Below are 17069 nucleotides of genomic sequence, written 5' to 3' on the forward strand. Positions count from 1 at the left end.
ACATCGTGGTCAGAGCACCCCCCTCTTAAAACCCTTGACGGCTATGTCAGCGATACTAGCTTGGTATGCGTGGTCGATTTTCATCGACTAACCCAACCTAGTTAAACTGGGTTTTAAGGCATCATTGTTCAGCCGCCAAAAAATCGCGGCTGACAGGAAAGTTACTGCTCCCATGCACACAAAGGTTGTGCGGAAAGTCAACAGAGTTACTTCAGCATCGCTGGCGAACAGATGGGAAAACAGCACCAGCAAACCACCAGCTCCAGATACGCCCATCCCCATCGCAAGCATTTGTACCATCGTCAGTGTGCTATTACCGCTGCTGGTCTGTTGCGGAGCCAAGTCTTTCAGTGTCAGCGTGCTCATCGCCGTAAGCTGCAGAGAGTTAAAGGCCCCAAAAAATAACAACGCGGGTAGTTGCAGCCAGAGAGTTCGTGGGCCTCGACCCATGGCGAAGCTGGCAATAGTGAGGCTGACCAACAAGGTATTGTTAATCAGCACATTGCGGTATCCAAAGCGGGTAACCAAGCGGTTGGCCAGCGGCTTCACCACCATCCCCGCCATCGCTATGGGTAGCATTAGCAAGCCGGCATTCAGCGGGGAGTATCCTTGGCATACCTGGAAATACAACGGCAGCAGATATGGCGTCGAGGAGCAGCCCAAACGCGCTACAAAGTTGCCCCACAAACCAATGCGCAAGCTGGCGACACGAAACAAGGTCGGTGGAAATAAAGGATTGCGATGGCGCATTGCATGCCGCCAGTAGCCCGCTAGGTTGGCTGAACCCAGCATTATTAAAGTCAACGCTATTTCCCAGCCAAAGCCAAAACTGGCGACGCCGTCGAGCGCCAATGTGACGCAAAGCATGCCAAGGGCGAGCAAGGCGTAGCCGGCAAAGTCGAATGGACCAAGCCCGCTGAGCGGCCGCCCTGGCATATACATCCAGGCGCCCAGCACACCAATAAAACCTACCGGTATATTGACTAGGAATATCCATTGCCAACTGGCGATCTGCACCAGCCAGCCACCGAGCGCTGGGCCAATCAATGGGCCGATCAGACTGGGAATGGTGACGAAGCTGATGGCAGGTAATAAGCGGTTGCCGGTAAATACGCGGATCACGGCCAAACGCCCCACGGGTAACATCAACGCACTACCAAGACCTTGCAATACCCGAGCGGCAATCAACTGCTCGGAGCTTTGTGCCATCCCGCAGCACAGCGAGCCAAAAGTAAATAAACCAATGGCAGTGATATACACACGCCGTGTGCCAAAGCGGTCGGCGATCCAACCCGAGGCCGGTATCAGCAGGGCCATGGTCATAACGTAAGCGACGATCACCGACTGCATGCGCAGCGGGCTTTCACCAAGGCTGCGCGCCATTGCCGGTAACGCCGTGGTAACCACCGTGGCATCGAGCGTCAGCATAAAAAAGCCACCGGCCACCAGCCATAATAGTGACCGGTCAGAATGTAGTCTAAAACCTTGTTTCAGCATCCGCTGGATCCTTTTCGGGCATGCGCCCCCTAAGCCGCCAAGCTGCGAGAATGTATCAATAAGCCCTAAATTTCGGCGATCCAACGGCTGAGCAGTTCGGCGATTTCCAAGTGGTTGCGTTCAAGCATCAGCATGTGGCCGTTGCCGTAGAGGCCGAAGTCTTCCAGGCGCCAGTGGGTGCAGGGTACGCCGGCCTGGATCAGATATTCGTAAGTACCATGGTCGTAAAGTGCATGGAACGAGGCCTCACCGGTCACGATGAGTACCGGTACATGCGCGAGATTGAGGAGTTGCCGGGCAGGGGGCTGTTGAAGCCAACACGGTACTCGTTCCGCACTATTTACGGGGTCTTGCTGAACGAATACCAAGGCTTGACCCTCAGCGAGCGGTGGGTCGTAGGCAAGCGGGATGTCGGTGATGCCGCCGACCCGAGGCGGCTGCCCGGACGTGTCTTGTGTCTGGTTTTTTAGAGCCTTTTGCAACGACATGTTTTTCACGGGTGGGCCTTGCGGCTCAACCGCCACAATGGCCTTTACCAACTGAGGCCGGGCATCGGCGAGCAGCCAGCCCAACGGTCCGGATTGTGAGTGGGTAATCAGAATCGCCGGCCCGATAGTGTCGAGAAGGGCGCTGCCCGCAGCCTGGAAGAGGTGTTCGGTTTCGACGCTGTCGACTAGATAATCGACCTGGCTGGCGTAGAACGCGTCGAATACCGGGTCGCCTTGTCGACCGGTGCCTGGCCATTGTGTATGCCGGCGAGCCTGGGGCCACTCGCCCAACTCGGCGGTTGCGGTGAAGTAACGCTCGGTCGCCGCCACTGGAATACTGCCAAGTTCACCGTTGAACCCAGCGTGCCAAGCCGACCGGCCACGTGCCGGCTGATCGACCACGTGTACCGCATAGCCTTGACGGGCGAAATACTCTGCCCAACCGATGCGCCCATCCGGAGTGCGCAACCAATTGGTAGCCGTTTGCGCGCTGCCGTGGATCATCACCAGAGGGTAGCGCTGGGTGATTTCGGCGGGCGTGAAGACTTCAACGTACATTTGCCCGACCATCAGTTGCTTGCCAGTGTCGTCCGTTACGTAGCGACCGCCCGCATAAAAGAAACTGCGTGTAATAGCATCCATCATGCGCTGTGTACCTCAAGCAGTTGCGTCAACTCAACGACTCGCTGGCAGTTTTCCAGTTGTTGCCAGGCATTGAAGGCTACCAGCGCTTGCGCTTGCGGCATCATGCGAGATGCGCAGTCGCTGAATTTTGTCCACATTTCTTCGTCGCTCATAGGGTTTGTGCCGCCACGACCGAGGGCATGTGGAGCCTTGCTGAGCAAAGTCTCGCCAGTGCGTGTTAGCACGCGAATGTCGGCAGCGAATTCATTACTGGATGCCGTGGTTTGCTTCGGTTCATCCGGATAGACGGCCAGTGATGTCTTGGCCATCAATCCACGCACGCGGGGGTCGTTGTGGGCTTCGCCTTCGAAATCCTTGAGGCGCACGACGCCGTCCACCAAGGCGCGCGCTGTAACGTACTGCACGCTGAATTTGGCACCCAGTGCGGTTTTCGGGTCGGGATTATCGGTGTGCGGCAATCGTAGGCGGTGGGTGGTAATCAGGATCGATTCGACGTCCTCGGCACGCAAACCGCCGCGCTGCAGTTGCAGCATGGCTCTCACTGCCGGATGGGTGCTCCCGCAGCAAGGGAACTGCTTGAGGCCGACGGATTTCTGTTCGATTTCCAGAATGCCACCCCATTGATCAAGCAAGAGTTCAGGGTGCACGTTGGCCATGCCATCGTAAGAAGCAAAAAAGCCTTGTTTGTGCTCGAACACCGCGAGGTTAGCGGTAAAGCCCTGGCTCGCCAATTGCGCGGCGAACAGGCCGTTGCGCACGCACTGGCCCACGTGCAATGGCTTGGTCATGGTGCCGAAGTTGGCTTTGATGCCAGCCGATTGCGACGCCGCAATGGCCAGCGCTGTAGCCGTTTGCTGCACATTCAGGCGTAGTAAACGCGCCGCCGCCACGGCAGCACCGAACACACCCAGTGTCGAGGTCGGGTGCCAGCCGGTTTCATAATGATGTGGGTGAACTACCCGACCCAGCCGACAGACCGTTTCGAAACCGACTACATAAGCCTCCAGCAGCTCTAGACCGGTCGAGCCGAGCGCCTCGCCAAGGGCCACGATCACGGGCACCAGCGCTACTGATGGGTGGCCGCCCATATGCCGGGCCATGTCGTCATAGTCGGCGGCGTGGGATGCGGTGCCGTTGATTAGCGCAGCGTCCAGCACACTTATGCGCTGGTGTGCACCGAACACCAGCGCTGGGCCGTTGGCGAGGGTGCCGGTCAGGGTTTTGTGCAGCACCTCGACCACCGGCTCGGTCGCACCAAGCAGGGTCACTCCCACGGTATCAATGATGCCGCGTTTGGCGGTCTGGATGACGTTTGCGGTCAAGTGGTCGACGGTTAACGAGGCTAGCGCTTGGGCAAGGATCATCGCAAAAGGTAGTTCGTTCATGGCATCAATCCTTGGCAGCAACCGTTTCAAAGCTGTGCGAGCCTGTGCGTGATGGGAAACCACCGCGGACTGTGCCGCCACGCTGGTCTTGATAGAGGGCCGACATCAGCGGGCTGAGCTCGCGGGTGTTCGGCATCGACAGCCACATGCGCAACAAGTGGCGCTTGCGCTCAGGCTCGTTTGGCCAATCTTCGAACTCGCTGCGCGAGTGCATGGTCACGTGGTTGTTGAGTAATTGGATATCGCCCGGCTCGAAGAGCATACCGAAGTGGAACCGCGGCTCGTTTGCCAGTTGGTTGATCAATACCATGGCTTCTTTCTGCTTGTCGGGCAGCGGGCCCAGTTCTGGATTGTCCTCGTGGGCGCTCAATACATGCGGCGGGATATGCCGGGACGCGAACTTGCCTTTATGTTCAGAATAGGTCGGTTGTGGGTAGTAACTCTTTTCGTCGGGCGCCTGCTGGCCTTTCCAGCTCCAGTAGAAGGGTGTGTAGAGCACTTCAAGCAAATCGGGTCGGGTGCGTGCGATTTCATTTCGGATCGCCACCGAGCTGCAAATTTTGCTTACCCCGCCATTCATTGCTGTGCGCAACACCATCAGTACGACAACGTCAGCGCTGTCGGAGTGAAACCCAAGGGCCTGTTTTGACATGTAGCCACGGCCGGTAGAGCTGTTGAAATCAGCTCCAAAGTTCATCACGTCACCGAGCAAATCGCCTTTGCTGCTCTGTGATACGCCAGTGCCCAGATACAGGCCAAGACCCCAATACATCAGTCGCAATTCTTCCTTGCTGTAGTCGAGCGCTGGCAGGCCACGCAATACCACTACGCCACGGCCATTCTCCAAGCGGTCGAGCACTTCAGGGATCAGTTGGTCGAAGTCGCTAAGCGGAAAGTTTTCCTTGGTTAGTCTGTCGAGTGTCACGCCGCCTTTTTTCGCGCTACGCAGGGCGTTGTCGAGGGCCCGGATGTGAGCCGGCGTCAGGTGAATACACCATTGAACCGGGTCTTCCATGTCAGAGGCCATCCAGTTCCAAGGGCCATTATAGGTGTCTCTCATTTTTATTCTCCTTGGTGCATTTGAGTCAGTGGCGCTGCTCGGCAGCGACCGGAGTAAGGGTCAATCGTTAATGGCTTCGAGGGTGCGCCCTCGGGTGCGGGGCCCCATCGTTCCAATGATCAGAGCGACGACCACCATGCTACCGGCCACTAGCCCAAGCGCTGATATAACGCCGTAATGGCCGAGCAAGAAGGCGATCATGAAGCCGCTGAGCATTCCGGAAATACGGCTGAACGAGTACACGAAACCGACCGCCTGGGATCGAATTCGGGTGGGATAGAGTTCTGATTGATACGCGTGGTAGCTCACCGACATGACGGTTGAGCCCACTGTTACCAGCACCCCGCACAGAATCACCAGTGAAGGCTCGCGGACGAATGCGAAGGCTAGCCCGCCGATAGCCATCACCAGCGCCGCCCCGGCGATTTGCCACTTGCGTTCAACTTTGTCGGCAAAGGTGCTGTTGAGCAATGGTCCAAGCGGAGCGCTGCAGCCCATAGCGATGGTGTAGGCCAAGCTGTGCGCAACCGATACGCCCTGCTCGATAAGAAAAGTTGGTACCCAGTTCATGAAGCCGTACACGCCAATCGAGGCGAAAAAGTGGAAGATCACCAACATGAAGGTTCGCCGGGCGTATTTGCGGTTCCACAACTCGGAAAAATGTCCTTTGTGTTCCTGTGGTGGCAGGCTGGTGACGGTCGGAGATAAAAGATCGCGGCCTGTTTGCAGAACGGATTTGCGCTCCAGCTCTGCGACAATTTGCTCGGCGCGATCAATATGGCCGCGACTCGCGAGCCAGCGTGGACTTTCCGGCAACCTGCCGCGCAGCAGAAATACACCAAGCGAACCTAGCGTGCCGAGACCAATTACCCACCGCCAACCCTCTATTCCGTAGGGTTCATGGGGCACCAGCAGCAGCGCGCAAACGCCGCAGATCGGGCCCGCCAAATAAGAAATCACGTGGTTATAAGCAAAGGCACGACCACGAATTCCCGGTGGAACCAGTTCTCCAAGGTAGGTATCGATGGTCACTAATTCCACGCCTAGTCCGATTCCGGCCATCAAGCGCCAGAAACATAAGCCCATTGCGTCTGTCTGGCAGGCCATGATCAGTGAGCATGCGCAATAGCCCAGCAGTGCATAAATAAACACCCTGCGCCGACCGAGGCGATCGGCCACAAAGCTGACGCAAGAGGTGCCAATGAACATGCCAATAAACGTGGCGGCGATGTAACTGGCCGCACCGTGAATATCAAATAATCCGGCGGTGGAGGCGGTCAGTACGCCACTGTGGATAATGCCTGGGATGACAAAGCTCGTTGAGAACAGCTCGTAGGTTTCGAAAAAACCACCCAGCGACAATAGAATCACCATCTGCCAGATCACCTTGCTCGATGGCAGCCGATCCATGCGTGCAGCGAGCATCGCCTGCGCAGACATGGCCGGTTGTTGAAGCGGCGAGGCTGAAAAAACACTCATTATTTTTATCCTTGTTATCGAGTTCTGCAGGTCTTGCCCGTGCTTACTCCGGAACCTGGATCGACAGCAGCGGCACGTACTGCTGGCCGCCATAGCAATCGCTGTCGGCCAATTCGCCCTGATACACCGGGCGCGGGAACGAGGCTTTGATGGCGCGCGCCGCGTCGTGATAGACCAGCACGATGTCCTCTTCCTTTTGCTTATATAGCTGCGCCAAAATGCTTCGGGTGAGCGGCTGGGTGCGGCGCACCCGGGCGTAGTTGTCCTCATTGGTGAACATCAGGTCAAAGGTCAGGACGAAGGGGCCGGCGTTTTTCGAACGCACCAGGCTGCACAGTTCAGAAATGGTTGTCATGGGTCAGACCTCAAGTAGCTTGATGCGGAACATTTCCAACGGGTCGTCGGGCAGCAGCAAGTGGTTGACGCTGAAGCGATAGATCTGCCCGCGCTCCATTTCAGGCGGCGAGAACGGGTAGGCGATGGTACTGATCAGGCCTTCGTAACCGGGCACTGGCAGGTGGGCGCTGACGTGCGCTACGAAACTGGCGATCTTGCTGGCGTACTCCTGCGACGGCGCCGTGACGGTGATCAACACCCCGATTTCTGACGGCTTAGGGTGCTTCTCGACTTCCAGCGGGCCCATGACAACGCCCATGCCGTACAGGCGGAAATTGATGTCATATTCGTTCGGCTGAAGGCGACCGCCGAACAGATCGGCAATCCGGGCGTTGAAATACTCCTGAGCCTTGGGCAACAACGTATCGAGGGCCATGAACACGTTCGGATCTCGAATACCGCCGATTACCACAGTTTGGAAACCGTTCGGCTGTGCGCCTTCAAGCTTCACGGTGTATACGTCGGCTGGATGAAAAGCCGATCCGCTGACTTTTACCGTGCGGTCAGTCAGCGCGGTGTATATCGCGCCTTCGGTGTCGACAACGCCAGACGGCTCAGTAAGCAAATACGGGTTGGCATTCTCATAGAGCGTATGTGCTGCTACCGATAGCGGGGTGACCTTGGCGTCCAAGTCCAGTGGTTCGATCTCGAAATGATCGTCGCGGATGTATGCGATCAAGCCGTCGGCCGCTGGGGTTACACAACAAGCGGCTCCGCACTCGATCGTTTTGGCCGCATGCCACGTTAGGCCTCGGTCGGCACCCATACGTTCTGGAACGACAGCGTATAGCGCTGAATCGCTTGCGCGACCGGCGAGAATGACTTGCGCGCCTTGATCAAGTGCTTCGCTCAAAGGTTCGGTGCCCATCATCCCGACGATATGGCTGCTATCGATCACGGCAGCGTCGAAATGCGGAGCTGGCATCAGCGGCTTAATTCGGTCTTCTTCAAGGCGCATGCGCAGATAAGCGGATGACTGGTCGGCGTAGATCAAACCGAGTTTAAAGCGCAGACCTTCCTCATCGGCGATTTCCAACGCGATCTCGGCCATCCAATCGACGCCGCTATCACGCCCGCTGGTACCGCAGGAACCAATAATCAACGGCACGTCGAGTTTGTCGCGACCCAACAGCAACAGACGTAAGTCACGCTTGCAGGCATCGCGTGACAGCTTAGCGCGGCCACTGCCCAGCGCTGAAGGCCCCGAATCGGTAGAGCCAGCATCGCAAGCGATAACGTGGGGAGCGAGGGCAAGACCACGTTCCAGTGAACTTACCTTAAATCCGGCGCCAATCACGCCGGTCGGTGCCAAAACGCGTATTTCCATAGTGCTTCACTCCACCTACTACATATATAGATCAATATATGTACTTTATTTTTGTTAATGTGAAGATATAGCGCGAATTGGCAACTGTAAATCTGTACGAAATTCATCAACCTGAGAACTTTATATGGAAAGTCCTGAAGACGGTTTGTACCTGTCAGCTGATGAGGCGGCTGCAATCCTGAGCGTCAGCCTGCCCACGCTTTACGCGTACGTCAGTCGTAAAAACATTCGTTCATTGAAGGTGGATGGTTCGCGCAGCCGCCGGTATTGGGCAGCGGACATCCAACGTCTGGCCAAGCCGAGAAGCGATGTGGTAGCTCTGTCAAATGAGCCACAACGCATTGCATCGTCCAGTACGATCACCTTGCTTACCGACAAGGGCCTTTATTACCGGGGCCTTGATGTGGCGGAGTTGGCCGCCAGCGCCAGCGTTGAGCAGGTCGCGGAGTTAATGTGGCAGGCACCAGGCGTATTCACGGACGTACTGCCAAAGCGGCCGAAAGCGGCTACACAGCTGCTAAAGGCATTCGCAGACCTGCACCCCGTGGAGAAGGCTATTGCGTTGTTTCCGCTGATAGAACGCGAAAACCCGAAGGCCTATGATTTGTCCCCAGAAGGCTATGCGCGCACAGGCGTAGGCGTGGTGCGTTGGATGGCGGCGTTGATGGTGGGGGCTGACGGTCCGAGTGCTCAACCGTTACCGGCATTTATCGTAGGGGCACTGGGCGTTGATCCGGCATTTGAGGATCTGGTGCGTCAAGTATTGATCTTGTCCATTGATCACGAACTCGATCCATCGACTTACACCGTTCGCGCGGCCGCCAATACAGGCGTAACCCCGTACTACGCGGCCGTCACCGGTCTGGCCTCATCTCGCGGACGGCGACTAGCCTACAGTCGGGGCGAAACAGTGGTCCGTCTGTTAGAAGAAATTTGCACTGCGCAGAATCCACAAACACCGGTCTTAAAGCGCTACCGCGAAGGCGAAGCGATTCCGGGTTTTGGTTCGAATATGCATGGCGTGGTGGACCCCCGGGCGCAAAGCCTGTTGGTGACTTTGCAACAGCTGTTCAGTGCTGATGTCGAATTCCAGCGCTTACTTAAGGCGGCACAAGTGGCCCATGAATTGATTCAACAACCCCCTGATTTCATCCTTTTGCTGTGCTTTGTCGGGCGAAAACTGAAGCTCGAAGGTCAAGAGCTGGCGCTGCCAGGTGTAGGCCGGGTAATCGGTTGGCTGGCCCATGCGAGCGAGCAGTATCACCATCAACCTCTCATCCGTCCGCGAGCCAAATACACCGGCCCGTTGCCGGACTGAGATTGAGGTCCCGCCCGCACAGGCGTATCGGTTACTTTTTCGCTCCTATTGAACCGCGATCCAAACCCGTCGGTCAGGCGCTCCCGAACATTGACAAAAAACGTACAGATTTACAGCGATTGCTTGATTGATTAGGCTCGTTATCGTCAAGTAAAAATCAATGTATTTTGTATTCGTCAATGTTTAAGCCTAGGGCGAGGACGAGTCACGAAATGCCGCACAGGATTCCCGTTCGACCAGCTTGGCCCCATTGCCGAAATTGCCTCGGGCAGAGAAGCAATGGAAATCGACATGGAGAAAAGCGCTTGATGATTTATTGGATTTTCAAATAAGTCTATCGCAGAAGGTGATTTGTTCAAGCGTTCTTTATCGCCAAATATGAGCCCGGACTTAGCAAAGGTCCTAGTTTCACGGCGACGCTCCATACCTATTCGTCAATGTTTAGGCCTGGATGGCACGAGTTACGGAATACCGCACATGACTCAAAATAAAAATAATAGGAGCTGCTGCATGACAACACGTACGCATCTGTCGTTTCGTCGTACCCCTTGGCTGAGCATAGCAACGTTGACTTTGACACCGTTGGCTTGTGCGATCTCATTGAGTGCTCGCGCCACCGACTTCGACTTCGGTGAAATCACTGGCCGCTACAATGGCAATATTACCGCTGGGGCGCTCTGGAGCACTCAAAGCCCGACCAACTCAACGATCAATCAAGGCAGTGCTAATAGCATCGGTTATGGCCACGCCGGTCAGTTCAATAACGGTGGAGGGCGTACCTCAGATGACAGCCGCTTGAACTTTCACAAGCCCGGTGAGTTGGTGTCCTCACCCATCACGCTGTTGGCCGAAACCGAACTAAAGTGGAAAAACTACGGCCTATTCCTTCGTGGCAAGGCTTGGTACGACTACACGTTGGAAAACAAGGAGGTCGATTACGGTAGTTCGGCCAACGGCTATCAGCAAAATCAAACCCTGAACGACGCCCACTATGACAAGCTGGCCAAGTTCCAGGGAGTCGAATTGCTGGATGCCTATGTCTACGGTAATTACGATATCGAAGGACATCCGTTAAACGTGCGCGCCGGTAAACAAGTGGTTAGTTGGGGGGAAGGGTTGTTTTTTCAGAACGGTATTAACGCTATCAACCCACTTGACGTAGCGGCCTTGCGTCGTCCCGGCGCACAACTTAAAGAAGGGTTGCTGCCGGTCCCGATGCTTTATGGCAATTTCGGAATCACCGACAGCCTGAGTGTTGAGTCGTTTTACCAACTCGCATGGCGCAAAACGGTTCTGGAAGGTTGTGGGACTTTCTTTTCAACCAACGATTACATTCCAGACGGCTGCTACGGCGTGCCCCGGGCAGGCAGCAACGATCAAGCTTCCTTTGCCAATGGTCAGATTATCCAGCGTGCACCGGATAAAGATCCGAGAAACATGGGCCAGTTTGGCTTCGCCTTGCGGTATTTTGCCGACGAAATTGGAACCGAGTTTGGCGCTTATGCGATGAACATTCACTCGCGCACCCCATATTCGAATTCGGTCATTGGTGCACGCTCGATTGCGTCAGGACCTTATCCAGGTTGGGTCAGCCCGACGACTAGCCCTGCACTGGCAGCGGGCAACGGTGAATACGACGTCAGTTATCCAGAGGACATCCGCATCTTTGGCGTAAGTTTCTCAACGACCGTCTTGAGTACGTCAGTGTTTGGGGAGTTAAGCTATCGCCCTAATCAGCCGGTACAACTGGCCAGTGCCGACCTCATTGCTGCCTTTGCAGCACTGCCTCCCGGTACGGGTAAAGCGTTAGGTATTCCGTTGGCGAGCGAGGCGTATCAAGTCTACGCACCCGGCACCGTAGTCGACGGATACGAGCGGCTGAAAGTGACGCAACTGTCATTGGGCGCTGTCAAGACGTTCCAGCATGTGTTGGGTGCAGACACGCTGAGCCTGGTCGGCGAGATGGGTATGAAGTACATGAACAACTTGCCAAGTTTGAGTGACGCCCGCTTTGGTCGTACAGACCAGTACGGCTCCGATTTGGCCAGCGGGAGCGTTGCCGGTTGTGCCATCGGCACTGCGTCCAATCCAAAATATGCCAAGCTCGCCTGCTCAAAGGACGGCTACACCACCAAGTTTTCTTCTGGTTATCGTCTGAAGGCGCAACTGACCTATAACTCGCTGTTAGCAGGGATCAACGTTTCTCCTTACATGGCGTTTGGTCAGGACATCAAAGGTTGGTCCTACGACGGCAACTTCGTCCAAGACCGTTTGCTCGGTTCAGTTGGGGTCAAAGCTGATTACTTGCAGAAATACTCTGCCGACTTGTCCTGGTCGGGTAGCGGCAACACACCGTGGGCAACAACGGATAAAGACTTTGTCGCGTTCAGCGTCAGCATGGGTTTCTAAAAAGCATTCGGAAAAATGAGGCATCCAATGAAAACAAGAAAACTGCTTTGTGTGACCGTCATGGGCAGCATGCTTGGTCTTGCCAGTAGCGTCGCGCTGGCCAAGGCCGACGCAGCCGATGTGGCGCGTCTGGGCCAGGATTTGACGCCATTTGGCTCGGAAAAGGCTGGTAACGCTAGCGGCACCATCCCTGCCTGGACAGGTGGGTTGACCCAGGCGCCAGCCGGATTCATTCCGGGTAAAGGCTACGTCGATCCGTATGCTAGCGACAAACCGGTGTACACCATTACCGCTGCCAATATGGCGCAGTACGCGGATCAATTGACGCCAGGCTACAAGGCCATGCTGCAGAAATTTGCTAGCTACAAGATGATCGTCTATCCGACGCATCGGCCGGTTGGGTTGCCTGCGACCGAGTACGAACAGATCAAGAAAGAAGCGGGGACCGTTGCCCTGGCTGACAATGGCGCCGGGATGCTCAATTACGATAAAACAAGCGTACCGTTTCCGGTTCCGAAGACTGCTCAGGAATTGCTTTACAATCATTCTCTGCGCTACCGCTCGGGTGGCTACCATTATTTCCCTACCGAAATGGTGGTCAAGCCTGGCGGCAACTTCACGGTAATTCATCGTGATGTGACGTTGGCGATGGCCTCTGCATTGGGCAACCCTGAACCGAACCGTCTCTACTATTACTTGAGTAAGGTGACCGGGCCGGACAGCGTTGCAGGCCAGCAAAGCTTGGTGCATGAGCCGATCGATCAGGTCAAGGAACCTCGGCTTGCCTGGCAGTACAACCCAGGTCAGCGTCGAGTGCTGAGAGCTCCTGAATTGGCCTATGACACTGTCGATGGTTTGTCTGACGGTTTGCGCACCCTGGATATGTACGACATGTTCAGCGGCGCGCCGGATCGTTACGACTGGCAACTGCTCGGCAAGAAAGAAATGATTGTGCCGTATGACACTTATAAACTGGCCGACCGCTCATTGCAGTACAGCGATATCGTCAAGCCTGATCACCTGAATCAAGACTTGATCCGCTACGAAACACATCGTGTGTGGGTGGTGCAGGCGACTTTGAAACCGGGTGCAAGGCACATTTACGCCAAGCGCATTTTTTACATCGACGAAGACAGCTGGGCAATTCTCGCCGCAGACCTTTTCGACGGTCGTGGCGAGCTGTGGCGTATGCAGGAAGCCCACGGGCTGCAACGCTACGACGTGTTGTCGAGCATTGCGATCAGCGACGTTGCCTACGACCTGCAAGCGCGTAGCTATGTGGTCAACGGCCTGGAGAATCAGGAAAAACAGTCCAGTTTCGGCGTCCATTTCACCCTTCAAGACTTCAGTCCCGCGGCCTTGCGCCGAGCAGGTAACTGACGACGGTCGAATGAACGAGCGAGGCCGGTGTGCGGCCACGCTCTTTGTTGCTGAATTCGAAGCAGAGACACCTTCGCGATGACTATTTTGATTTTGCGCCCAGCGCTTGCGCTGACGTTGGCCTTAAGCGTAGGCGTGCCTGTTCTGGCGCAACCGGTCCCTGATCGTTTGCAACGGCCTTCACCGATGTCGGCGTCGGCCAGCCATTCGCCGCTCACCGATATTCAGACCTTGGGCGACCGACAGGTGATGGTCGGTGACAGTGGCCACATTTTGCTGCTCGCAGCCGATGGCAGCGTCACCCAAGCCAAGGTGCCGGTGGATTTACTGCTGACGGCGGTATATTTCGTCGATGACCAGCGAGGCTGGGTGGTGGGTCATGACGGTGTGATCTTGCACAGCGATGACGGGGGTCAAAACTGGAAAAAGCAGCTGGATGGCAACGCCATCAATGCTCTGCTCAACGTTTGGACCGCAAGCGAGGCCACACGTCTGCAGCAGGCGGTTGCCACGCAACCTGACGATAAAACACAAACAAGCGCGTTGGAAAACGCACTGTTTGCCGTCGACGATGCCAAGGCCAGCAGTGCTGCCGGGCCGTCGCGACCTTTACTCAATTTGTGGTTTCGCGATGCCAATCAGGGGTGGGCGGTGGGCGCCTACGGGATGATGTTATCGACAATCGACGGCGGGCAGAATTGGCACTACTTGCCCGACCTGGATAACCCAGACCGACTGCACCTGAACGCTGTTCTGGGCCTGGCGGATGGAACGTTGCTAGTGGCGGGTGAGGGCGGACGAATCTATCGCTCGGCGGATAACGGATTGCATTGGCAGGCTGCCATGGCTCTTGGCCCTGCGTCTTTTTACAAACTGCTGGCCTTGAAAAACGGTGAAGTTCTGGCGATGGGATTTGGCGGTGTGCTATTTGCTAGCCATGACAGCGGTGTCAGTTGGCAGGCATTAAGCAACCCGGTGAAAGCGGGCCTCTATGGGGGCCAGCAATTAACCGACGGCAGCCTGATATTGGCCGGACAGGGTGGGATATTGCTGTACAGCGACGACGGCGAACATTTCAAAGTCTGGCGTTCGAAAAGCAAGTTGCCTTGGCTGGGTATTGGTCAGGTTTCTTCGACTCAAGTGGTGTTGATTGGCAGCGCCGGTCTGCAAAACCAGTCGTTGATCGAGCTCAAGGAGCACCTGCAATGAATGCTGCACGACAGATTCAGACGCCCCCCAACTTAACTAACCGTCTGGTCGCAGGCTTTGAACGGTATCTGTTCGGGCATCGCATCCTAGTGTTGGCGTTGTTCCTGCTGGTTTCCCTCTTGCTCGGATACGCCGCATTGTCCCTGCGCCCGGACGCTAGCTTCAGCCGGATGATCCCTGTTCACCATCCTTTTGTCGTCAACTACCTGAAGTTCGAAGATGTGCTGCGCCCACAGAGCAATGTTTTGCGCGTGGTAGTGGAAAATCCGAATGGCGATATCTTCAACAAAGCGTTTCTAGACACCCTGCGCGAAGTTAATGACGCGATTTTCTTTATTCCCGGTGTTGATCGAGGCAATCTCAAATCGCTGTGGACACCAAATGCGCTGTGGGCCGAAGTCACCACCGAGGGTATCCGCTCCGGGCGTGTCATCCCAGATAACTACGACGGCGGGCCGCAAGCCTTGGCACAGGTGCGACAGAACATTTTGCGGGCCAACATGCTAGGTAGTTTCGTTGCCAATGACTTCAGGTCGGTGGTGATCCGGGTTCCATTGTTAGAGAACGACCCCCAAAGCGGTAAGCCTTTGGACTACGGCGTATTGGCGCATGACTTAGAAAAACAAGTGCGGGCGCACTTCGACGCCCGAGGCGTACACATTCGCGTGATCGGTTTTGCACAGATCATTAGTGATTTGTTGGCGGCGGCGGCTGACATTGCGCTTTTCTTCGCCATCACCGTGGGCCTGATCACGCTGCTGTTGTATGGCTACTGCCGCTGCTGGCGCAGTACCGCCGTCACCGTGTTGACCTGCCTGTTGACGGTGGTATGCCAACTCGGTCTGCTGAGTGTTCTGGGTTTGGGGCTCGACCCGTATTCGATTCTTGTGCCGTTCCTTATCTTTGCCATTGGCATTAGCCACGCGGTGCAGAACATCAACCTGATGATGAGCGAAATAGGGCAGGGTGCCTCGCCACTTCAGGCTTCTAGACGCACCTTTAGAGCGCTGTTTCTGCCTGGATCAACGGCGTTACTGGCGGACGCTGTGGGTTTCATTACGTTGATGGTGATCGACATTGGTGTGATCCAGCAACTGGCAATAACAGCTAGCATCGGCGTATTTGTAGCGCTGTTTACAAAAATGTTTCTGCTGCCTGTGTTGATGTCCTACGTCGGTGTGAGCCCCGGAGGGCTGCGTAAACAACAACAGCGTTTGAATTATAAATGGCCCGTTTTTACCCGTTTGGCTAGGGTCTGCGAACCGCGCTTCGCCTGGCCGCTGATCGTTGCGAGCCTGCTATTACTGGGCTACGGGTATCACGCTCGTCAGGACTTGAAGATCGGCGATCTGGACAAGGGTGCGCCTGAGTTTCGTCCAGAAGCGCGTTACAACCAGGACAACGCTTACTTGCTCAATCACTACACCACGAGCACCGACGTTTACGTAGTGATCTTCAAGACGCCGCAAGAGCAGTGTGCTCGCTTCGCTGCGGCAGACCTGGCGAGCCGATTCGAGCGCACGATGCGCGAAGTGCCTGGGGTGGAGTCAGTGCAATCGCTTTACAATGCGATGCGTTTTAAGATCATGGCAAGTAACGAAGGCAACCCGAAATGGGCCGAATTATCCCGCGACCCTTACGTGATGAATACCGCCCGCGCCGGCGTCGCCACAGAGTTTATCAACAGCGATTGCAGCGTAGCGCCGATCAGTCTGTACCTCGCCGACCATAAGGCCCAAACCCTCACCGCAGTGGCCAATGCGGTACAGACGTTTGCCAACGCCAATAATACTGGCGGTCTACAGCTGCTTCAGGCCGCTGGCAACGCCGGCATAGAAGCGGCCACCAATATCGTCATCGGGCATTCTGAAAAGCTGATGCTGATTTTGGTGTTCTTGATAATCAGCGCGGTGGTGTGGTGGGAATTTCGCTCCCTTAAGGTTGCTTTCGCCCTGATGGCACCGCTGTACCTGTCCACCGTGCTTTGCGAAGCTGTGATGGCCAAAATGGGTCTCGGCGTAAAAATCGCCACCTTGCCGGTGATTGCCTTGGGCGTGGGGATTGGCGTGGACTATGGCATTTACCTTTACAGCCGAATTGAAGGTTTCCTGCGTCAAGGGCTGACGCTGCAAGAGTCATTTCTGGAGTCGCTGAAAACCACCGGTACCTCGATCGTCTTTACTGCCCTGACCTTGGCGGTCGGCGTTGCCACCTGGTCGTTTTCATCTCTTAAATTCCAAGCGGACATGGGCGTGTTGTTGGTGCTGCTGTTTATCTGGAACATGATCGGAACCCTAGTCTTGACCCCAGCGCTGGCATCGGTGCTGATCTTCGCCAAGAGGAGATGACCGGCACCCGACCTGCGTCCTCCAGAGCTACTCCAGCGGGACGCGGGTCAGCGTAACTTGCTGACTATTCAACCTGCTACACAGGCCGCCAAGATTGGTATCCCCACTATAAAAACAAAGAATAGGGA

At 55.8% G+C, this 17069-nt stretch carries 12 protein-coding genes; 5 read left to right on the forward strand and 7 right to left on the reverse strand.

The genetic code is table 11. The features are described from left to right. Positions 1-87 precede the first annotated feature (87 nt). The 7 genes from mdtD to RHM59_RS04185 all read right to left on the reverse strand — a co-directional run bounded on the left by mdtD (position 88) and on the right by RHM59_RS04185 (position 8277). Positions 88-1497, reverse strand: a complete 1410-nt coding sequence (gene mdtD / locus RHM59_RS04155; protein WP_322286018.1) for a multidrug transporter subunit MdtD — start codon at positions 1495-1497, stop codon at positions 88-90. 65 nt (positions 1498-1562) lie between these two features. After that, the gene (locus RHM59_RS04160; protein WP_322286019.1) at positions 1563-2630 is read right to left on the reverse strand and encodes an alpha/beta hydrolase; all 1068 of its coding nucleotides are present in this window, start codon (positions 2628-2630) and stop codon (positions 1563-1565) included. After that, positions 2627-4015 (reverse strand): MmgE/PrpD family protein, encoded by a 1389-nt coding sequence (locus RHM59_RS04165; protein ID WP_322286020.1) that lies wholly within the window; start codon positions 4013-4015, stop codon positions 2627-2629. Before RHM59_RS04165 ends, RHM59_RS04160 begins: the two co-directional genes overlap by 4 nt. A 4-nt stretch (positions 4016-4019) precedes the next feature. After that, positions 4020-5075 (reverse strand): TauD/TfdA family dioxygenase, encoded by a 1056-nt coding sequence (locus RHM59_RS04170; RefSeq protein WP_322170452.1) that lies wholly within the window; start codon positions 5073-5075, stop codon positions 4020-4022. Positions 5076-5135: 60 nt separating this feature from the next. Then, complete coding sequence (locus RHM59_RS04175; RefSeq protein ID WP_322286021.1) at positions 5136-6554, reverse strand: MFS transporter; 1419 nt, start codon at positions 6552-6554, stop codon at positions 5136-5138. A gap of 43 nt (positions 6555-6597) precedes the next feature. After that, the gene (locus RHM59_RS04180; RefSeq protein ID WP_322170446.1) at positions 6598-6909 is read right to left on the reverse strand and encodes a DUF4387 domain-containing protein; all 312 of its coding nucleotides are present in this window, start codon (positions 6907-6909) and stop codon (positions 6598-6600) included. Between the two features lie 3 nt (positions 6910-6912). Further along, a complete protein-coding gene (locus tag RHM59_RS04185) occupies positions 6913-8277 on the reverse strand; it encodes an acyclic terpene utilization AtuA family protein (protein WP_322286022.1) in 1365 nt (454 codons plus the stop codon). Positions 8278-8401: 124 nt separating this feature from the next. On the opposite strand from RHM59_RS04185, the gene RHM59_RS04190 reads away from it, so the two are divergent. The 5 genes from RHM59_RS04190 (at position 8402) to RHM59_RS04210 (ending at position 16941) form a co-directional block, all read left to right on the forward strand. Then, positions 8402-9595, forward strand: coding sequence for a citrate synthase (locus RHM59_RS04190; protein WP_322170440.1), 1194 nt, complete (start codon positions 8402-8404; stop codon positions 9593-9595). A 510-nt stretch (positions 9596-10105) separates the two neighbouring features. Beyond that, positions 10106-12004: a DUF1302 domain-containing protein gene (locus tag RHM59_RS04195; protein WP_322170437.1), complete on the forward strand. Its 1899-nt coding sequence runs from the start codon at positions 10106-10108 to the stop codon at positions 12002-12004. A gap of 27 nt (positions 12005-12031) precedes the next feature. Then, complete coding sequence (locus RHM59_RS04200; protein ID WP_322170434.1) at positions 12032-13384, forward strand: DUF1329 domain-containing protein; 1353 nt, start codon at positions 12032-12034, stop codon at positions 13382-13384. A 78-nt stretch (positions 13385-13462) separates the two neighbouring features. Next, positions 13463-14593, forward strand: a complete 1131-nt coding sequence (locus RHM59_RS04205; protein WP_322170431.1) for a WD40/YVTN/BNR-like repeat-containing protein — start codon at positions 13463-13465, stop codon at positions 14591-14593. Next, entirely contained in the window at positions 14590-16941 is a 2352-nt protein-coding gene (locus tag RHM59_RS04210) for an efflux RND transporter permease subunit (RefSeq protein ID WP_322170427.1), read from the forward strand. Before RHM59_RS04205 ends, RHM59_RS04210 begins: the two co-directional genes overlap by 4 nt. Positions 16942-17069 lie beyond the last annotated feature (128 nt).

It is taken from the genome of Pseudomonas sp. MH10, assembly GCF_034353045.1.
Lineage (GTDB): Bacteria > Pseudomonadota > Gammaproteobacteria > Pseudomonadales > Pseudomonadaceae > Aquipseudomonas.